The sequence below is a fragment of the Acidovorax sp. Root402 genome, assembly GCF_001425125.1.
In the GTDB taxonomy this organism is placed as follows: Bacteria; Pseudomonadota; Gammaproteobacteria; order Burkholderiales; family Burkholderiaceae_C; genus Acidovorax; species Acidovorax delafieldii.
The window spans coordinates 382285-402609 of the sequence record NZ_LMDQ01000018.1 but is presented as its reverse complement, the minus strand read 5'-3'; the positions used below and the strand labels follow the sequence as shown (position 1 = coordinate 402609).

The window sequence follows — 20325 nt, the reverse complement described above, 5'->3', positions numbered from 1 at the left end:
ACCCGCGATGCTGCCACCTGCTATTGGCAACGCGAGCGCCACAGTCGATCAGCGATCATTGGCGCCCGCTGCCCCAGATCAGCCGGGCCACCGCAGCCGCACCCAGCGGCCTGGCGGTAGCCCGCACACCACTGAACCGATGGAGACACCTCTCACCATGATGCGCACCCTGCTTTCCTTCACCGCCCTCGCCTTTGCGCTGGGCTCCACGGCCCACGCCCAGGCGCCTGCGCCCGCTGCGGCATACCCCGCCAAGCCCATCCGCCTGATCGTGCCCTTCCCGCCCGGCGGCGGCACCGATATCCTGTCGCGCCTGGTGGCCACCAAGCTCACTGAAAGCGCCAAGTGGACCGTGGTGGCCGACAACCGCGCCGGCGCAGGCGGCACCATCGGCATTGGCGAGGCCGTCAAGGCTGCGCCCACCGGCTATGACCTGGTCATGGGCCAGAAAGACAACCTGGTGATCGGCCCCTGGCTGTACAAAAACCTGCCCTGGGACCCCACCAAGGACCTGACCGCCGTAGCCCATGTGGCCTACACGCCCGTGGTCATTGCCACCAGCGCGAACTCCAAGTTCAAGACGCTGGCCGACGTGGTGGCTGCTGCCAAGGCAGCGCCCGGCACCATCACCTACGGGTCGCCCGGCAACGGCACCTCGATCCATCTGGCAGGCGACCTGTTCGAAAAGGCTGCGGGCATCAAGCTCAGCCACATCCCGTACAAGGGCTCCAACCCTGCGCTGATGGATGCGCTGTCGGGCAACGTGGACCTGCTCATGTCCTCGGTGCCATCGGCCATGGCCCAGATCAAGTCGGGCAAGCTGCGCCCGCTGGCCGTGACATCGGCCAAGCGCAGCTCGTCCATGCCCGAAGTACCCACCGTATCCGAGTCGGGCTTCAAGGACTTTGATGTGAGCACCTGGTACGGCGTGTTTGCGCCCGCAGGCACACCGGCCACCGTGGTGAACGTCGTCAACGCAGAAATCAACAAACTGCTGGCTACCCCCGAGATGAAGGCCGCCATCCACGCCCAGGGTGCCGAGCCGGAGGCCATGTCGTCCGCTCAGTTCAACACCCTGCTCAAGACCGACTACGCCAAGTGGAAGGGCATTGTGGAAGCCTCTGGCGCAAAGATTGAGTGACCGCCTGAAGCGCGCTCTGCAATAAAAAACGGCTCCTAAAGGAGCCGTTTTGCATGGGGCAAAAACAATCAGTCCCGCACCACCAGCACAGGGATGTGCACCACACCCAGCACACGCTGCGTGACGCTGCCCAGCACCAGCTTTTCCAGGCCACGGCGGCCATGCGAGCCCATCACGATGAGGTCGGCGCCAGTGCTCTCCAGCGCACGCAGGATGCCGTCGTGCACTGCATGGCCCTCGCCCACCACGGTGGTGACCTGCACACCCGCATCGGCCATGGCCTGCTTGGTGGCATCCAGCGCTGCATTGGCCTCGGCCGTGGCGGCACTGATGTATTGGGCCTGTCCGTAGGCAAAGTCGGCACCCACGCCGGTGAAGGGATACGGGTCGATCACATACACCGCAGTGACGGCGCTGCCAAAGGTCTTGGCCAGGCCTGCGGCCTTGGACACGGCCAGCATGGAGGTCTTGGAACCGTCGACAGGAACCAGAATGTGTTTGAACATGGTGCTACTCCTTGAATGAGGGGTGGGACCAGGCTTGTGGCCTGACCATGGGCGACAGTGTGAACCGCCACCATACCCCGCATCTTGATTCGCATCAAATCGGATGCACTTCTGCCGCAGTGTTCAGGCCCCGGACGGCGCCTGCCCCACCACGTCCGCGCCCTGGAAGTTGCCCCGCCGGCAGGTCACCACCAGGGTGTCGCGGTAGCCTCCGTCCTTGAGCGGCTGGATGGGCGTGGACTCGTGGATCATGCGCGCGTCGTCCAGCAACAGCAGCGACCAGGGCTGCGTCAGCGTAAAGCGCTGCCCCGCAGGGCCGTTGGCCTCAAACACCCGCGTCTCGCCCCCCTTGACGCCCTCGCGCCCCACCAGAAACACCGCCACCAGATCCACCCCGTCACGGTGGGCACCTTCGGGTGTGGGGCGACCGATGCCGTCGGTGGTGTCGATGCGGAACTGGTGCGCCTCTACAAACCAGGGCACCGGTGCCTGCGGCCCGGCAAACACAGCGTCCGACACGCCCGCCAGAGCGGCGAGCAACTGCTGCCACACAGGCTGCGCCACGGTCGCGGGCTCCATGGGGGCAAACCAGCGCTCCATGCCGCCGTGCAGCGCGTTGTATTCCACAGGCTGCCAGTGGGCACGGTGCGGCACCTGCTGCATCTGGCCCTGCTGCAGCACAAAACAGGCATGGCGGCGGCGACGGTAGCGGCCACCATCCTTCAGGAATTCATCGGGCGGCAAGGCTGCCCAGTCGCTGTTGAGGGCCAGCAGCGCCGACAGGTCACAGCCAACCCACTCGGCAACGGCCTCAGGGCTGAGCACGGCAAAGCCGCTGCTTTGCAGCTGGCTGGCGACGTCAGCCGGTGTAGTGAAAGGGGGAGAAAAGGAGACTTGGGCCATAGAGGCCCGAGCTTAACCGCAGCCGCCACCACAGGTTCTGCGATGGCGCAACCAGGGTGGGTGCAGTGTGGGGGCCGCATCCGGATCCACGCAACCGGCCAGCCCCCGTGGTCGCAAGCCGCTCAGTCCCGGTTGCCATGGCCCTTGCCACGGCCTTCACCCTTGCCATGCCCGCGGTCATGGTCACGGTCGTGTTTGCCGCCGCGTCCACGGTCATCATCCCAGCGATGGTCATCGCGCCCGCGCGGACCCTGGTACGGGTTGCCACGGCGTGGGGGCGGCTCCTGCACAAAGTACACCGGCTGGCTGCAGGCGTTGTAGCGAGCGCAGTGTTTGCCCCAGTTCTTGGCATGGCCGGGCGGCACATACAGGTAAATGGGCGCACGCGGCACCACCACAGCAGGGCGCTGGATGATGACAGGCTCTGCGTAAATCAGCGGTGGCGGCGGTGCATTGCCAATGTTGATGCGGCCATACACGCCGGGTGCCAGTTCGCCCCCCACGGTGGCATTGACGTAGGCCTGCGCATGCGCGCCGCCCGCCAGGCCGAGGAGCGCGGCCGCAGCCGCACCCGAAACAAGAAGACGGATCGTGGGAAACATGGTGTTTTTCATGGAAAGCTCCTGCTGACTGCCATGCCGTGCACGCAAACAGCGTGTGCACAGGGAGGGCGGCCCTGTGTGAGTCACAAGGCTTCCTGTACCTTACACCTTTCAGACGCTACAAAATGTCAGCCAATGGCGACAGTTGTTGGCGCGAGAGGAGGTACCGCAAGGCCTTGGCTGCCGGCGCCTAAGCCCGATATACGTCCACCGGCATCACGACGCCGCTGCAGTGGCAGCCGCCTGCAGCAGTGCTTCCGCCGGCCCGGGGCGCCCGAACAGGTAGCCCTGCCAGGTATGGCAGCCCAGCCCGGCCAGCATGTCGCGTTGCTCCTGGGTTTCGACCCCCTCGGCAATGACCCCCAGGTCCAGGCTCTGGGCCAGGGTCACGATGGTGCGGGCAATGCTGGCGTCATTGGCGTCGGTGAGCAGGTCACGCACAAAGCTTTGGTCGATCTTGAGCTGGTCCAGTGGCAAGCGCTTGAGGTAGCTCAGGCTCGAATAACCCGTGCCAAAGTCGTCCAGCGAGAAGCCCAGGCCCGATGCACGTAGGATGTCCATGCGCTGGATGGTGTCCTCCACATCGTCCAGCAGCAGGGTCTCGGTCAACTCCAGCTTCAGCCGGTGCGGGTTGGCGCCGGTTTCTTCCAGCACGCCCAGCACTTCGTCCACAAAGTGGCTGTGGCGGAACTGCCGTGCGCTCACGTTCACGGCCAAGGTCCAGTGGGCAGTCTGCGGGTCGCGTGCCCACTCCACCAGTTGCAGGCAGGCCGTGCGCAGAATCCACACGCCCAGCTGCACGATGAGACCCGAGGCTTCGGCCACTGGAATGAACTCGGCGGGCGACACCAGCCCGCGCTGCGGATGCTGCCAGCGCACCAACGCCTCGGCGCCCACAATGCCTCGCTGCTGGTGAATCTGTGCCTGATAGTGCAGCAAGAATTGCCCCTCGCGCAGCCCGTCGCGCAAGCCCGCCTCCAGCAGCGTGCGCGCGGTCACATTGGCCTGGGTGCGCGGGTCAAAGAACCGCAAGGTGTTGCGGCCTGCGCCCTTGGCCTGGTACATCGCCATGTCGCCGTGCTTGAGCAATTCGTCCACCGAGCCGCGTGCATCGGCATACAGCGCAATGCCTATGCTGCAAGAACTGTGGTGCGAATGGCCGTCGAGCTGGTAGCTCTGGCTGAGAGCCTGCAGCACCGTGCGCCCCACTGTTTCGGCCTGGGCGGCCGCTTCGTGCGCCTGCGGGCTGAGCCCCTCCAGCAGCACCACAAATTCGTCTCCACCCAAGCGTGCGACGGTGTCGCCCATGCGCACGCAGCCCCCCAGGCGTGCGGCGACCTGGCGCAGCAGCTGGTCGCCCAGCTCGTGGCCCTGGGTGTCGTTCAGGTCCTTGAAGTTGTCCAGATCCACAAACAGCAACGCACCGCCCGCGCCTGAGCGTGCGCTGGCGGCCAGGCTGTGTTGCAGGCGGTCATTCATCAACCGACGGTTGGGCAGGCCCGTGAGCGGGTCGTAGAAGGCCAGCAGGCGAATTTCTTCTTCGGCAGCCTTGCGGCTGGAGATGTCCGTCTGCGTGCCCACGTAATGGGTGATGTCGCCGCGCGGCGAACGCACGGTGGTGATGGTGATCCAGGCCGGATATTCGGTGCCGTCCTTGCGCCGGTTCCATACCTCGCCCTGCCACATGCCGCTGGAGAGCAAGGTGTTCTTCATGGCCGCGTAAAAAGACGCGTCCTGGCGGCCCGAGTGCAGCAGGCGCGGCGTCTGGCCCACCAGCTCGTCCACCGTGTAGCCGGTCAGGCGCGCGTAGGCCTGGTTGGCTTTGAGAATCCTCTGGTCGGGCCCTGTCACGATCATGCCCTCGAACGACTCAAATACCGTGGCAGCAATCTGCAGCGATTCTTCGGCCTTGCTGCGCTCTGTGATGTCGGTTGAGATGCCACACAGCGCATAAATGCTGCCATCCGCGTGGCGCAGCGGAATCTTGATCGACAAAAACGCGCGTGTCTCGCCCGTGGCGGCGGGCGTGTTCACCTCCTCCGCCTCCAGCGTCTCGCCGTCCTCCAGCACCCGGCGGTCATTGGCTCGCAGCCTTTGCGCCGTGGCTGAGTCGAAAAACGCCGCATCGTCATGGCCCAATACCTCGTGCGCCGGCCTGCCAAAGTAATGCAGCGTGTGGTGGTTGGCGTACTGGTAACGGTAGTCCTTGCCCTTGATGTAGATGAACGCGCCAACACTGTCCAAAATGGTGGCGAGCTTTTGCTCGCTGTCCCGCAAGTGGCGCGTACGCTCTTGGACCTGGCGACGCAAGATCGCAACCATCAACGCAGCCAGCAAGCTGAACGCCACCAAGCCCGCAAGCCCCCGCCACACCCAGGGGGAAATCTGCACGCCAGGGTCTTGCCCGCCCCAGTGGCGCATCACCTGGGCATAGGCCGGGTCGGCGCCACTGCGCCAGTTCTCGACGGATCGGTCAATGGCCGCCAACACATCTGCGTTGCGACCGGGGCCGGTCGCAAAGAACAGCGTAGCGGGCTGGAACACAATGCCCGTGTCCACCACGCCATAGCGGGCCGAATGGAAATTGCCGAACAGATGGTTGGAGATGACCGCATCGGCCTCGCCACGCTGCACCATGGCAAACGCATCTATCAGGCTGGGCGCATCCACCAAAGTCACCTGGATGCCAAAGCTGTCCACCATGTTCAGGAATGTGGACCGCTGCACGGAGCCCTTGAGCACCGCGACCCGCTTGCCCTGCAGGTCAAACAACGAGTAGATGGGCGCGCCTGATGTCCGGTAGATCTGCGACCAGCTGTGCAGCACTGGCAGGCGGTGAAAGTCGTACAGGATCTCGCGCTCGGGCGAGCGAGCCACATCGGGCATCAGGTCGAGCCGGCCCTCGCGCAGCGCATCCAGGCAGTCCTGCCAGCTGCAGGGCACATATTTGATGGTCCACTGCTCGCGCGCAGCCACCAATTGCAGCAGATCCACAAAAATGCCTGCGGCCTTGCCGTCGGCATCCACAAACACCTTGGGTTCGTTCGAGTACACGCCCACACGCAGCTCGCGGGGCGCAGCAGCAATGCTGGCGCTGGCCGTCAATACGGCCGCCCACACAATGCCTTTGAGCCACGCGGCACAGCACCGCACCAGCCAGTTCACGCCAGGTTTCACACCGGACCCCCCAGGTGATGGAGAAACCATGTTAACGAATGCTTGCAAAAACCTCCAAAAAATAACTACCGTGTGCCGGTTGGGGTAGCATGTGCCACACCCCCGCCCCGCCCAGGAGACAGCGATGCCCCATGAACGCCGCCACTTCGTCCGCGTTGGTTTTGATGCACCGGCCCTGCTGACCACGGCCACCGATGCGTTCAGCGTGCATGTGCTGGATTTGTCGCTCAAGGGCGCGTTGATCATGGTGCCCGCGCAGGCCACGCTGGGGCAAGGCACGTTGTGCCAACTGACCATCCCCCTGGCCGACACCGGCAACCACATCGCCATGTCCACCGAGGTGGCCCACGTGCAAGGCCTGCACACCGGGCTGCTGTGCAAGGGCATTGACCTGGACAGCGTCACCCACCTGCGCCGTCTGATCGAGCTGCAACTGGGCGACCCCGCCCTGCTGGAGCGGGACCTGGGCGAACTGACCATGGCGGGCGCGGCGCACTGACGGCCGCCGCAGGGCTCGTCACCGCCGCCGTAGCGGCATCTCTTTTCTTCTTGGCGCGTTTGTCAAACCGGCGGGTGCCAACCCGTCACTGCGCTTCCTGCTCCTGCAGCGCGCGCCACATCACCTTGCCGCTGCCGCTCTTGGGCAACGCCGGCACAAACTGCACGATGCGCGGCACTTTGTAGACGGCCATGTTCTCGCGACACCAGTCAATGATCTGCTGCTCGGTCGTGTCCTTGTGGGTAGCGCGCAGCACCACCACCGCCTTGACTGTCTCGCCCCGGTAGCTGTCCTTGGCCGCGATGATGCAGGCCTCCTGGATCGCAGGGTGGCGGAACATCAGCGCTTCGACCTCGGCGGGCCACACCTTGAAACCGCTGGCATTGATCATGCGTTTGAGCCGGTCGGTCAGGAAGAAGTAACCGTCCTCGTCCATGCGCCCCAGGTCGCCCGAGCGGAAGAACCGTTTGCCCTCGAACTCGATGAAGGCTGACGCCGTGGCATCGGGCCGCTTCCAGTAGCCCTCGAACACCTCGGGGCCATGGATGATGATCTCGCCCTGTTCGCCTACTGGCAGTTCCTGCAGCGTGTCGGGGTCGATCACCCGCGCATCGGTGCTCATGAACGGAATGCCCAGGCACTGCTGCTTGGGGTGGTCCGGCGGGTTGGCGTGCGACGGCGCCGCCGTTTCGGTCAAGCCATAGCCCTCGGCATACCTCAGGCCATATTGCTCCAGAAGGCGCTGCGCCACGGCCTGCGGCATGGCCGCTCCCCCGCCACCGATATAGGCCAGGCTGGAGAGGTCATAGCTGGCAAAGTTCGGGCTGCCCAGCAGATCGATGACCATGGTGGGAATATTGGTCCAGGTGGTGACCTGGTAGCGCGATATCAAGCGCCCGGCCAGGTCGCGGTCCCAGCGGGGCATGATGACCAGCGTGGCGCCGCAGTAGATCGACGTGTGCATCACGCTCACCATGCCGGTGATATGGAACATGGGGACCACCGCCAGCGTCACATTGTCGGCAGACCCATTGCCCCACAGGCAGGCGGCCACTGTGTTGTGCATGATGCTTTTGTGCAGGTGCATGCAGCCTTTGGGAAGGCCTGTGGTGCCACTGGTGTAGGGCAGCAGCGCCAGGTCGGCTGGGCCTACCAACAAAGCGGGGGGCGCATCAGTACAAGCCAGGGCATCTGCCCAGGCGTGGGCCTGCCCGCCCTCCAGTGCCGGCAAGGGGTGGCGCGTGCCCAGCCAGTCCATCCACGCCTCGGGCGGCGCATCCATGCCGGTCACTGCCACGTCAAACGCATCCGAGAACTGCGTGACCACCAGATGCGCCAGCCGCTCGCCAGGGGCCAACGCATTGCTGGCCTTCGCCATCTCGGGGGCCAGATCACCGGTGGTGATCGCCACCTTGGTGTCGGGATCGGTGATGTAGTGCTTGAGCTCTTCGGCCCGGTTCATCGGATTGACCGGCACCACCACCGCATTGGCCCGCAGGATGGCAAAGTGGGCCATTACCAGCTGCGGGCAGTTCTGCATGCACAGCACCACGCGGTCGCCCCGCTGCACGCCTAGCTGGGCCAGCCGCGCAGCCAGGCGCTCCGCGCCTTCCATCAGTTGCCGGTAGCTGACCGTGGTGCCGAAAAACACCAACGCCGCCTTGTCAGGGTAGCGGCGTGCATTGGTGGCCAGGTTGTCCCACAGCGAGGTGGCAGGCAGTGTGATGGCGTGTGGAAGGCGGCGGGGCCAGAACTTGTAGTGAGGGCGCATGGGGCAGACAGTCTCCTTTTGATCGCAAGCCTAGTTCGCAGCCCTCAGCACGACAATGGGGTGCCCCTCGGCAAGCGTCGCCAACGCGACCGCCCCCCTAGCCCATCGATTCTGCCTCGCCTCCGCCTTATCACACCTTTGGCAATCTAAGCGCGAGTGAGCTCTCGCATTTTGTGATGCGCGTAAGTCACATTAATTCCGCAGATTCGTTTTGGATACGAAGTGTCACATTAAACCCGCAGATTCGTTTTGAACATGAAGTTCATCGTTGCGTTCCATCCTTAGAATGGCCTTGCATACAGGTAATAACCCTCTCTCCTTAAAGTAGAAAATTGCATAAGACAAGCCATATCTCCCTTGCCTCCATTCACGCTAGGCCAGCCTACGTTGAAGCTGTACTGAATCAGCTGACACATCGGAAGATTCCGCTGTTTTTTCGAGATGAGAGACAAGTGGATAGTCGAGTTGTGCTCGAGGGCCTCACCCAAGGAACGCTGGGTTCTAGTGTTTTCTACGAAGTGTTGCTAAAGGAAGCAATAACCCGGGTCGTCGGAATCGTGGCGGTCCAAAAACCCGCGACGAAGGAATCGCCAGCCTATATTTCCTTCTTGCTCATTGATGCAGACTTTCGCGGTCGCGGTCTGGGGCACGACGTTGTTCTTCTTCTCGACAAGGAGCTAGCCCAGTTTTCTGACACGATCTTGCTCCATGTTTCACCTCCCAGCCCCAGCCTGATTGCATTTTGGAAACGCAACGGTTTCGTCACGGTGGACGGTCTCCAGGAGATTGTGGGTGTAGATCAAACGAAACATACCGGCGCACTGATGCAAAAACGGCTTCACACGACCGCTTCGCTCGAGCTACTGCACTAAATGGCGGTCCTTGTCGGTGAGACCAACCGTCTCACCGCCGGAGATAACTTCAGTCAACTATTGACCTGCGCCCACAACTTGTCCAGCCGCTTCACGCTGACCGGCTGGGGCGTGCGCAGCTCTTGCGCAAAGAAGCTCACGCGCAGTTCCTCCAGCAGCCAGCGCAGCTCTTGCATGCGGGCATCCACTGCACCCTTGCGCTCGGCGACCAGACGCCAGTAGCGCTGCTCTTGCGGGCGCAGCTCGGCCAGCTTGGCGGCGTCGCGGGCGGGGTCGGCGCGGTATTTGTCCAGGCGCAGGGTGATGGCCTTGAGGTAGCGGGCGTAGTGCGCCAGTTGCGCCCAGGGGGCCACAGCGATGAAGTTCTTGGGGACCAAGCGTTGTAGCTGCTGCAGGGCGTCCGCTGTCGCGTCGGGCGCGTTCTTCGTGTCTTTGATCTTGCGGGCGGCGGCTGCGTATTCGGTGAGGATGGTGGCGGCCAGGCGCGCGACCTCGTTGGCGATCAGCGTGAGGCGGCCCCGGCCTTCTTCCACGCGGCGCTTGAAAGCGTATTCGTCGGTGGGCAACGGGTCGAGCAAAAAGGCGCGATCCAGCGCCACGTCGATGATCTGGGTGCGCAGCTCTTCCTGCGTGCCCAGGGGCATATAGGCCACAGCCATCTTCTGCAGATCGGGGATGTTCTTTTCGAGGTACTTGAGGGCGTCCTTGATCTGCAGCGCAAACAGGCGGCGCAGGCCCGCGCGGTGCTTGGCGGCGGCCACCTCGGGTTCGTCGAAGACTTCGATGGTCACGGCGTCGCCACCGTCGATCAGGGCCGGAAAGCCGATCAGCGTCTGGCCGGCCTTCCTGATCTCCATGAGTTCGGGCAGCTCGCCGAATGTCCAGGTGGTGTAGCGCTGGCCTGCAGGGGTCGATGGTGCAGCGGGTGTGGAAAGCGTCGTGCCGCCTGGCTTGGCCGCTGGGCCTGGCCCGTTAACTCCTGATTTGATAGCACCCTGGGCATGATTCTCTAGCGCCTGCGGCGCTTTTTGCTTCAAATCCGCCGTATCGGCAGCTGTACTGCCCAATTTGAGCCCCGCCAGCGCCTGGAACGCGCCCCGCGCCTTGGCACCCCACTCGGCCTTGAGTGCGCCCAGGTTGCGGCCATGCCCCAGCTGGCGGCCGTGCTCGTCCACCACGCGGAAGTTCATGAACAAATGGGGGCTGAGCATGTCGAGCTTGAAGTCGGCGCGCTTCACGTCGAGCGAGGTTTCGTCGCGCACCTGCTTGAGCAGCACCTCGGTCAGGCCGCCGATGCCAAAGCGCTCGGGTGCGCCCAGCAGCTCGGCCAGGCGCGTGGCGCTGTCGGGCAGCGGCACAAAGCGGCTGCGCGGGCGCTGCGGCAGACTTTTGAGCAGGGCCTGGATCTTGTCCTTGAGCATGCCGGGCACCAGCCACTCGCAGCGCTCGTCGCTCACCTGGTTGAGCACAAAGAGCGGGATGGTCACGGTGATGCCGTCACGCGCATCGCCGGGCTCGTGCAGATAGCTTGCAGCGCAGTCCACACCGCCCAGGCGCACCGTCTTGGGAAAGGCGTTGGTGGTGATGCCGGCGGCCTCGTGGCGCATCAGCTCCTCGCGGGTGAGCTTGAGCAGGTCGGGTTGCTTTTTGCTTTCTTCGCGGTACCAGGCCTCAAAACTATGGCCGCTGCACACCTCGGGCGGCAGTTGCTGGTCGTAGAAGGCGTAGATGAGTTCGTCGTCCACCAGCACGTCCTGCCGGCGGGATTTGTGCTCCAGCTCTTCCACCTTGGCGATCATCTTCTGGTTGGCGGCCAGGAAGGGCAGGCGCGTCTCCCAGTTGCCACCCACCAGGGCTTCGCGGATGAACACCTCGCGCGCAGCGTGCGGGTCCACCTTGCCAAAGTTCACGCGGCGGTTGTTGTAGACCACGATGCCGTAGAGCGTGGCGCGCTCCAGCGCCACCACCTCGGCGGACTTCTTCTCCCAGTGCGGGTCCAGCAGCTGCTTTTTGAGCAAATGGCCGCCAATCTGCTCCAGCCACTGCGGCTCGATGGCGGCGATGCCCCGGCCAAACAGGCGCGTGGTCTCGACCAGTTCCGACGCGATGATCCAGCGGCCGGGCTTTTTGTTCAGGTGCGCGCCCGGGTGCTTGTAGAACTTGATGCCACGCGCGCCCAGGTACCAGTCTTCCTCGTCGCTCTTGCAGCCTACGTTGCCCAGCAGCCCGGCCAGCATGGACAGGTGCAGCTGCTCGTAGCTCGCGGGTTGCGTGTTGATCTGCCACTTGTGCTCGGTCACCACCGTGAGCAGCTGAGTATGGATGTCGCGCCACTCGCGCAGGCGGCGGATGCTGATGAAGTTCTGGCGCAGCAGCTGCTCGTACTGGCGGTTGCTGAGCTTGTGGGTGGCGGCCGGGGCCACTGCGGCGACAGCGGGTGCAGGTGCAGGTGCAGGAGGCGCTGCCGCTGGGCTGCCCCCGCCGCTTCGCTGCGCCACCGGCAGATACGCCTGCGAAGGCGCCTTCTGCGCGGCCATGGCCTTTTGGGCGCGGGCCGACGGCAGGCTGGGCGCCCCGCCCCGGGCCTCGTTGATCCACTTCCACAGCTTCAGATACCCGCTGAACTCGCTCTTGTCATCGTCGAACTTGGCGTGCGCCTGGTCGGCCTGCTGTTGTGCCTCCATGGGTCGGTCGCGCACGTCCTGCACGCTCAGTGCGCTGGCGATGATGAGGACCTCGTCCAGCGCCTTGCGGTCGCGCGCCTCGATGATCATGCGGCCCACGCGCGGGTCCAGCGGCAGACGCGACAGCTCCACGCCCATGGGCGTGAGTTCGTTGGCGTCGTCCACCGCGCCCAGTTCGGCCAGCAGCTGGTAACCGTCGGCAATCGCGCGGCCCGAAGGCGCCTCGATGAACGGGAACTGCGTGACATCGCCCAGGTGCAGCGACTTCATGCGCAGGATGACGCCCGCGAGCGAGCTGCGCAAAATTTCGGGGTCGGTAAAGCGCGGGCGGCTGTTGAAGTCCGCCTCGTCGTACAGGCGGATGCAGATGCCGTTGGCCACGCGCCCGCAGCGGCCCGCGCGCTGGTTGGCTGCGGCCTGGCTGATGGGCTCCACCAGCAGCTGCTCCACCTTGCTGCGGAATGAATAGCGCTTGACGCGCGCTGTGCCTGCGTCAATCACGTAGCGGATACCCGGCACCGTGAGCGAGGTCTCGGCCACGTTGGTCGCCAGCACGATGCGGCGGCCCGTATGGCCGTCAAAGATGCGGTCCTGCTCGGCCTGACTGAGGCGCGCAAACAGCGGCAGCACCTCGGCGTTGCGCATCACGGGCTGGTGCGACAGGTGCTTGCGCAGGTGGTCGGCAGCCTCGCGGATCTCGCGTTCACCGGGCAAAAAGACCAGGATGTCACCCGCCGCATTCCCCTGCCACAGCTCGTCCACGCCATCGGCAATGGCCTCGTTCAGACCGTAGTCGCGGCTCTCTTCAAACGGGCGGTAGCGCTGCTCCACCGGAAAGGTGCGGCCCGACACCATGATGACCGGGGCCGGCCCCTTGGCGCTTTCAAAGTGTTTGGCAAACCGGTCCGCATCAATCGTGGCCGACGTGACGATGACCTTCAGGTCCGGCCGGCGCGGCAGGATCTGGCGGATGTAGCCCAGCAGAAAGTCGATGTTGAGGCTGCGCTCGTGCGCCTCGTCGATGATGATGGTGTCGTATGCCTTGAGCAGCGGATCGGTCTGCGTCTCGGCCAGCAAGATGCCGTCGGTCATGAGCTTGACGGACGCATCGCGGCTCAAGCGGTCCTGGAACCGCACCTTGAAGCCCACCACGTCGCCCAGCGGCGTGTTCAGCTCTTCGGCAATGCGCTTGGCCACGCTGCTGGCCGCAATGCGGCGTGGCTGGGTGTGGCCAATCAGCTGCCCTTTCTGTCCCGGCTTGGCATTGCACTTGCCCCGGCCCAGCGCCAGCGCAATCTTGGGCAGCTGGGTGGTCTTGCCCGACCCCGTTTCACCGCACACGATGATCACCTGGTGCTTGGTGATGGCCTCCATGATCTCGTCGCGCTTGCCCGACACCGGCAACGACTCGGGGAACGTGATGCGCAGCGGCGCTGGCGGCGCGGCGGGTGCAGATACGGGTGCTGGAGCAGGAACGCGGGACGACGCAGGCAAACGCGGATCAGAAGAGGACATAGGCCCGCATTATCGATAGCAGCACCCTGCCCCCTGCGCTGCATCTGTGCTTTTGGTACGACATTTCGCCGCGTTTTCAGCGCTTTTCGTTGCCAAAACCCGCCAGCGCCGCCAAAATCGCGCCCATTCTTCGCAAGCCCCTGTACAGCGCCACCCTCGGCACACGGCCCGAACGAACCCCTGGAGGTCCCCGACATGTCTGCCTTTTACGCCGCACCCGTCTGACCACAGTCCACCGCCCCGGCTGGACTGTGCACACACAGTTCAGCCATGGCAAATGCACCCGCGCACTCTTTCACGCGCTCCGCAAGCCCTGGCTCCATCGCCGGGTTTTTTTGTTTGTGGAGTACGTGCACACCATGAGTGCCAAAAAACTGTCTCGGGCCTTCGCCCAGGGTGAAATCAAGAAGCTGCGTCGCATGAAGCAGCCCCTGGTGCTGAAGCTCGAAGCCTCGGGCCCGCCCCGAAACCCTGTGGCCGCAGCGCTGGCCCAACGCAGCCTGTCCAGCGCGGCAGGCAAGCACATCCGAACCCGTGGGGCCCAGCGCCGTGCGGACAACGTCGCCCTGCGCAAGGCGATCCAGAACCCCTTTTTGAACGATTGACATGAATCCCTTCAACAACCCACTGCCGCCACACCAGCGGCATCCCACTCCGCATCCGGCGCTGGCCGGTGCGCCAACGCTGGCAGCGCATCCATCCCCGATGCACTCAGCGCACCCTGTGCGTGCCCAGACAGCCGCGACCATCACGCCAGTTGCCAGCAGCGCAGAGCTGGCCCAGCGCCAGCAGGCTTTGGCGCGCGCGGCGTTGCAACTGAAAGCCGAGCTTTTCGGCATCGACGACGTGATCGACCGCGTGATCAATGCCATCCGCGCCTGGTACGTGCTGCCGCAGCTCATCACCCGGCCGGTCATCGTCTGCCTGTGGGGCCTGACCGGCACAGGCAAGACGCAGCTCACGCGGCGGCTGGCCCAGCTGCTGGGCTTTTACGACCGGTTTGTGGAAGTGCAGATGGACGGCTTCAGCCACGGCGCGAGCTACCGCAGCTCGTCCATCTCGGGCATGCTGGGCGACTCGGGTATCCACGAGGGCATGCCGGGCATCCTGGTACTGGACGAGTTCCAGCGGTTTCGCACGGTGGACACCAAGGGCGCCGACGTGAAGGTGGAGCGCTACCAGGACGTGTGGACGCTGCTGTCCGACGGGCGCCTGCCACCCGCGTTGAGCGCGCTGTCCAACATCGAGCGCAAGCTGGCCGATGCGCACTACGAGGCTGAGCGCGCCGAAGATGGCGATGACGACCGCGCAGGCAAGAAACCCTACCGCTTTCAGCTGGACGCCTGGGATGCGCAAGAACTCAAGCGCATGCTGAAGCTGCAGGAGCCGCTGTCCGCCATCATGCAGTGGCCGCCCGCCAAGGTGCAGGCGCTGTTTGCCAGCTTTCAGCAGTCCAGCCATGCGTGGGAGACCGACTACAGCAAGCTGCTGGTGTTTGTATGTGGCAACCTCGACGAGATGTACCACGAGACCGCACAGCGTGTAGAAGACTGCGACACCGATGCCGACATCTTTCACAGCCTGACGCGCAAGCTCTCGCTCATCGATGTGAAGAAGGCGCTGGGCGAGCGCTTCAAGCCCGAGCAGATCGCACGGCTGGGCAATGAACATGTGGTCTACCCGTCGTTCAGCAAGGCGACGTATGAGCGCCTCATCCATAACCTGTGCACACGTTATGTGGACGATATTGCCGCGCAGTGTGGCGTGCGGTTTGCCATCGGGCAGGATGTGCTGAGCGAGCTGTATGCCAACGCGGTGTTCCCTGCGCAGGGCACGCGGCCACTGTTCTCGTCGGTGCACGCGATCCTGAGCGCCAACCTGGTCAACGCGGCGTTATGGGTGGTGCAGGAGCAGCTCTCAACGGACCAGGAGTTCGCCATTCACCTGGCGCCCGACAAGCGCCACCTGCTGGTGTCGGGCCAGGGGCCGGAGGGCGCAGTGCAGGCCGCGTTTGCGGTGACGCTGGAGCTGAACCGGCTCAAGCAACGTGCCAATGCAGACTTTCGGGCCCTGCTGGCCGTGCACGAGGCAGGCCACGGGCTGGCGTACTGCGTGTTGTTCGGCCACGCTCCGCAAGAGGTGAAGATCAACATTGCCTCGTTCGAGGGCGGCTACAACAGCTTCTCCAGCCTCAAGGCCACCACGCGCCAGAACGCGCTCGACATGATGTGCGTAGGCCTGGCGGGCCGCGTGGCAGAGGAGCTGGTGTTTGGAGAAATGGCCTGCACCACCGGGGCCGAGCAGGACTTCAAGCAGGTGACGGCCGAGGCAGCGCGCTACATCCGCCACCATGGCTTTGGCGCGCGGCTGGCCCGCACCGATGTCACCGTGGAGATGGACAACCATGTCAACACCGACATCGGCCCGAGCAACGAGGCCATCGAGACGCTGATGCTGCAGCAATACCAGCGCGCCCAGGCGCTGCTGACCACGCACCACGAGGCACTGGGGCGCACGGTGGACGCCTTGCTGGAACACGGCACCATCGCCCCTGCGGAGATGGTGGCGCTGCTCCAGGGCTGCGGCATTGCGCTGGAGGCCCCCTCGGACGCTGCAGGCACCTTGCCCGAAGAAGGTCTGGTGCTGGAGCCTTTTGGCGCCAAACTCAGCGCGTTTCGCGCGCGGGCGGCGGCGTCCGCTGCACCCCAGCTAGCGTGACACCCAGCACGAAGGACCAAGGATCAACATGGCCAGCGGGTTTTCCGAGTCCGGTGACGGGCTGCACTACGCCGAGCACATCTCGGTGCCGATGCGCCTCTTTGTGGGCGCCATTGCGCTGGGCATGTTCCTGATTCCTGTTCCCTTTGTGATGCACGCCACGGCCCGGACGCCGTGGCTGCACCTGCTGTTGGCCGCCGCGTGTGTGGTGGCGGCCTGCGCCATGGGTGCGCTGTTTTTGGCGATTGCTCTGGGGCGGGTGCTGACGCTACATTTCGACTCAGCTAGGCGCCAGGTGCGGCGCACCTCGCGCTGGCCGCTGGTGGGCCGCACTGTGCACATTGCGTTTGATCGCTTTGCACCACCAGAGGTGGTGGAACGTACCTCAGAAGACGGCCCCTACCATGTGCTGCGCCTGACAGTGCATGGCGAGCGCCCCATGCACCTGGGCGGGTTTGACCGGCGGGAAGATGCCGAACGCTGGCGCAGCCGCATCGCAGCGCTGTTCGTCGGTCACCCTGGCTGAGCGTGCAAATCCCCGCACCCGGTCGCTAAGGACACTTATCATTCGCTCCTCGCGCATTACCACCACTGCCCCAAACACCTTTCTCCATGTCCGCTGTCTTCAATTTCACCTTCGTCCCCTGGTTCCGCTCGGTGGCGCCCTACATCCACAAGTTCCGCAACCAGACGTTTGTGATCGGGCTGACGGGTGAGGCGATTGCGGCCGGCAAGCTGCACAGCATTGCGCAAGACCTGGCACTGATCCAGGCCATGGGCGTGAAGATCGTGCTGGTGCACGGCTTTCGCCCGCAAGTGAATGAGCAGCTGGCAGCCAAGGGGCATGCGGCCAAGTACTCCCATGGCATCCGTATCACTGACTCCGTGGCACTCGACTGCGCTCAGGAGGCCGCCGGACAGCTGCGCTACGAGATCGAGGCGGCCTTCAGCCAGGGCCTGCCCAACACGCCGATGGCGGGCGCCACGGTGCGGGTGATCTCGGGCAACTTCCTCACGGCGCGCCCCGTGGGCATTGTGGATGGGGTGGATTTTCAGCACTCGGGCCTGGTGCGCAAGGTGGACGTGGCCGGCATCCAGCGCACGCTGGACATGGGCGCACTGGTGCTGCTGTCGCCGTTCGGCTTTTCGCCCACGGGCGAGGCCTTCAACCTGAGCATGGAAGAAGTGGCCACGAGCGTGGCCATCGAGCTGCGGGCCGACAAACTCATCTTTTTGACCGAGGTGCAGGGCATCCGCATGTCGCCCACCGAGCCCGAGAGCGACGACAACCCCATCGACACCGAGCTGCCGCTGGCCGCCGCGCAGGCGCTGCTGGCCCAGTTGCCCCCGGCGCAGCAACCCACCGACACGGGCTTTTACCTGCAGCACTGCGTGAAGGCCTGCAAGGCCGGCGTGGAACGCAGCCACATCCTGCCGTTTGCGGTGGATGGCTCGCTGCTGCTGGAGGTCTATGTGCACGACGGCATCGGCACCATGGTCATCGATGAAAAGCTCGAAGAGCTGCGCGAGGCCACGATTGACGACGTGGGCGGCATCCTGCAGCTGATCGAACCCTTCGAGAAGGATGGCACGCTGGTCAAGCGCGACCGCACCGAGATCGAGCGGGACATCGCCACCTACACCATCATCGAACACGACGGCGTGATCTTTGGCTGCGCCGCGCTTTACCCCTACCCGGAGGCCAAGACAGCGGAGATGGCCGCCGTGACCGTATCGCCACAAAGCCAGGGCACGGGCGACGGCGAAAAACTGCTCAAGCGCATCGAGCAGCGTGCACGCCTGCTGGGTCTGGACAGCATTTTTGTGCTGACCACCCGCACCATGCACTGGTTCATCAAGCGCGGCTTCTCGCCGGTGGACCCGGACTGGCTGCCCGACGCTCGCAAGCGCAAGTACAACTGGGACCGCAAGAGCCAGGTGCTGGTCAAGAAGCTTTAAGCACGGTTGAAAGTCTCGCGCGCGGCCGCTACGGCGCGCGCCACCTGGGCAATCGCCGCATCCCTCTGCTCGGGCGACGCCATGGAGCGCGTGAGGTAGCAGGTCACCAGCACCGGTGCGCCGCCGCCCTGCGGCCACAGCACGCCGATGTCGTTGGCCGTGCCGCTGTCGCCCGCCGTGCCTGTCTTGTCGCCCACCTTCCAGCCCGGCACACCGGCGCGCAGCCGTTTGTCGCCCGTGCTGGTCTCCACCAGCCAGCGCTGCAGCCAGGCCCGGGACGTGGGGCTGAGCGCGTTGCCCAGCACCAGTTTCTGCATGGTCTGCAGCATGGCCAGCGGCGTGGTGGTGTCGCGCGGGTCGCCCACGCCCGCCTCATTCAGCGTGGGCTCCGTGCGGTCCAGCCGCGTGACCTCGTCGCCCATCGAACGCACGAAAGCGGTGAACCCGGCCGGGCCGCCATGGCGCGCCAGCAGCACATTGGCGGCGGTGTTGTCGCTCAGGCTCACGGTGGCTGCGCACAGCTCTCCCACCGTCAGGCCACCACCATCGCCCGCGCGCGGGCCGCTGACGGGCGAGTACGCCACCACGTCGGCCGCTGCGTAGTGCACACGCGCATCCAGCCGCTCTTTGCCCTGGTCCACCAGAGCCAGCATCCAGCCGGCGAGCACCAGCTTGAAGGTGCTGGCCATGGCAAACCGCTCGTCCTGCCGCCAGCCCAGCGCCAGGCCCGACCCGGTATCGAGCATGGCCACACCCAGGCGACCCTGGGCGGCGCGTTCGATGCTGGCGAGTGCTTCGTTCCAGGCGCGGGTGGTCTGGTCGCGGCGGTCGGGGTTGCGGACGGCTGCGCAACCCCACAAAGGCAGGGCCGTGGCGGCCATCAAACCCAAGGAAAACTGTCTTCTTTGCATATCGATTGAAAGCGTAGTGGGGAACAAGGCCCGAACGATACGAGGGTTCAGCCCCCAGCACCATCGACAATAATTGCCAAAAGCCCCAAGAAAAACTTTGACCTTTTGGCAATATGCACCTGCCGCTCAACGCCCTGCGGGCCTTCGAGGCCTCGGCCCGCCACCTGAACCTCACGCGCGCCGCCCAGGAGCTGCACGTGACCCAGACCGCCGTGAGCCAGCACATCCGCAAGCTGGAGGACCGGCTGGGCAAACCGCTGTTTCGCCGCCTGCCACGCGGCCTGGCGCTGACGGACGAAGGCCAGGCCCTGCTGCCGGTGGTGGTGGAATCGTTTGGCAACCTGCAGCGCGCACTGGAGAAGCTGGGCGACACCCGGCCGCGCGAGGTGCTGACCGTGGGCGCCGTGGGCACCTTTGCCGTGGGCTGGCTGCTGCCCCGGCTGCGCGACTTTCAGCAGACCTGCCCCTTTGTGGACCTGCGCCTGCTCACGCACAACAACCGGGTGGACATGGCGGGCGAAGGGCTGGACTACGCCATCCGCTTTGGCGACGGGGCCTGGCACGGCACGCAGGCTGACCGCATCATGGATGCGCCCATGTCCGTGATGTGCTCGCCCGCCTTGGCCCACGGCCTGCGCACGATGGCCGACCTGGCGCGCCAGCCCTTGCTGCGCAGCTACCGCACCGACGAATGGACGGCCTGGTTCGAGGCTGCGGGTGCGCCCTGCCCCGTGGTGCGTGGCGCGGTGTTCGACTCGTCCCTGACGCTGGCCGAGGCGGCGGCGCAGGGCGCGGGCATGGCGCTGTTGCCAGTGAAGATGTTCGCGCGCGAACTGCAGCAGGGCCGCCTGGCGCTGCCCTTTGCACAAGAGCTGCACCGGGGCGCCTACTGGCTGACCCGCTTGCAATCGCGCACCACCACGGGGGCCATGGCAGCGTTCCGGGACTGGCTGATGTCACAGGCCAGCGTCACAGTGGGTGCCGGGGCTGAAGAATTGGGATGATTTTGGCCGGTAGCGCTAGTGGATCATTCGCCAGAAGCTATCAATTTCATAGCAAAAGTACGC

Annotated in this window: 15 protein-coding genes; 8 read left to right on the top strand and 7 right to left on the bottom strand. The window is 64.9% G+C overall.

Features of this window, described 5'->3' with window-relative positions; genetic code table 11:
• Positions 1–157: 157 nt before the first annotated feature.
• Positions 158–1141 (top strand): tripartite tricarboxylate transporter substrate binding protein, encoded by a 984-nt coding sequence (locus ASC83_RS22240; protein WP_056067663.1) that lies wholly within the window; start codon positions 158–160, stop codon positions 1139–1141.
• A gap of 68 nt (positions 1142–1209) precedes the next feature.
• Here the strand turns inward: ASC83_RS22240 and ASC83_RS22235 are convergent, their stop codons facing one another.
• From ASC83_RS22235 to ASC83_RS24485, 4 genes are all read right to left on the bottom strand, one after another.
• Positions 1210–1647: a universal stress protein gene (locus tag ASC83_RS22235; protein WP_056067661.1), complete on the bottom strand. Its 438-nt coding sequence runs from the start codon at positions 1645–1647 to the stop codon at positions 1210–1212.
• A 123-nt stretch (positions 1648–1770) separates the two neighbouring features.
• Positions 1771–2550, bottom strand: coding sequence for a 2OG-Fe dioxygenase family protein (locus ASC83_RS22230; RefSeq protein WP_056067659.1), 780 nt, complete (start codon positions 2548–2550; stop codon positions 1771–1773).
• Positions 2551–2672: 122 nt separating this feature from the next.
• Positions 2673–3164 carry a hypothetical protein gene (locus ASC83_RS22225; RefSeq protein ID WP_056067657.1) on the bottom strand — a complete coding sequence of 164 codons (492 nt, stop codon included), beginning with the start codon at positions 3162–3164 and terminating at the stop codon, positions 2673–2675.
• Between the two features lie 204 nt (positions 3165–3368).
• Positions 3369–6317, bottom strand: a complete 2949-nt coding sequence (locus ASC83_RS24485; RefSeq protein ID WP_304439370.1) for an EAL domain-containing protein — start codon at positions 6315–6317, stop codon at positions 3369–3371.
• 136 nt (positions 6318–6453) lie between these two features.
• Here ASC83_RS24485 and ASC83_RS22215 point away from each other — a divergent pair, with 136 nt between their 5' ends.
• Positions 6454–6828, top strand: a complete 375-nt coding sequence (locus ASC83_RS22215) for a PilZ domain-containing protein (RefSeq protein WP_056067655.1) — start codon at positions 6454–6456, stop codon at positions 6826–6828.
• Between the two features lie 85 nt (positions 6829–6913).
• Here the strand turns inward: ASC83_RS22215 and ASC83_RS22210 are convergent, their stop codons facing one another.
• A complete protein-coding gene (locus ASC83_RS22210; protein WP_056067653.1) occupies positions 6914–8599 on the bottom strand; it encodes a long-chain fatty acid--CoA ligase in 1686 nt (561 codons plus the stop codon).
• Between the two features lie 467 nt (positions 8600–9066).
• Between ASC83_RS22210 and ASC83_RS22205 the strand changes: the two genes are divergently transcribed.
• On the top strand, positions 9067–9471 hold the full coding sequence (locus ASC83_RS22205) for a GNAT family N-acetyltransferase (protein ID WP_056067652.1): 405 nt from the start codon (positions 9067–9069) through the stop codon (positions 9469–9471).
• Between the two features lie 53 nt (positions 9472–9524).
• On the opposite strand, the gene hrpA is transcribed toward ASC83_RS22205, so the two are convergent.
• A complete protein-coding gene (hrpA, locus tag ASC83_RS22200) occupies positions 9525–13670 on the bottom strand; it encodes an ATP-dependent RNA helicase HrpA (protein ID WP_056067650.1) in 4146 nt (1381 codons plus the stop codon).
• Positions 13671–14029: 359 nt separating this feature from the next.
• On the opposite strand from hrpA, the gene ASC83_RS22195 reads away from it, so the two are divergent.
• The 4 genes from ASC83_RS22195 (at position 14030) to argA (ending at position 18347) form a co-directional block, all read left to right on the top strand.
• A complete protein-coding gene (locus tag ASC83_RS22195) occupies positions 14030–14275 on the top strand; it encodes a hypothetical protein (protein ID WP_015014345.1) in 246 nt (81 codons plus the stop codon).
• Between the two features lie 100 nt (positions 14276–14375).
• On the top strand, positions 14376–16388 hold the full coding sequence (locus ASC83_RS22190; RefSeq protein ID WP_156379581.1) for an AAA family ATPase: 2013 nt from the start codon (positions 14376–14378) through the stop codon (positions 16386–16388).
• 28 nt (positions 16389–16416) lie between these two features.
• Positions 16417–16914, top strand: coding sequence for a hypothetical protein (locus tag ASC83_RS22185; RefSeq protein ID WP_056067646.1), 498 nt, complete (start codon positions 16417–16419; stop codon positions 16912–16914).
• A gap of 86 nt (positions 16915–17000) precedes the next feature.
• Positions 17001–18347 carry an amino-acid N-acetyltransferase gene (argA, locus tag ASC83_RS22180; RefSeq protein ID WP_015014347.1) on the top strand — a complete coding sequence of 449 codons (1347 nt, stop codon included), beginning with the start codon at positions 17001–17003 and terminating at the stop codon, positions 18345–18347.
• On the opposite strand, the gene bla is transcribed toward argA, so the two are convergent.
• Positions 18344–19258, bottom strand: coding sequence for a class A beta-lactamase (gene bla / locus ASC83_RS22175; RefSeq protein WP_056067644.1), 915 nt, complete (start codon positions 19256–19258; stop codon positions 18344–18346). The two genes, argA and bla, sit on opposite strands and share 4 nt — an antisense overlap.
• Before the next feature lie 113 nt (positions 19259–19371).
• On the opposite strand from bla, the gene ASC83_RS22170 reads away from it, so the two are divergent.
• Positions 19372–20262 carry a LysR family transcriptional regulator gene (locus ASC83_RS22170; protein WP_056067642.1) on the top strand — a complete coding sequence of 297 codons (891 nt, stop codon included), beginning with the start codon at positions 19372–19374 and terminating at the stop codon, positions 20260–20262.
• Positions 20263–20325 lie beyond the last annotated feature (63 nt).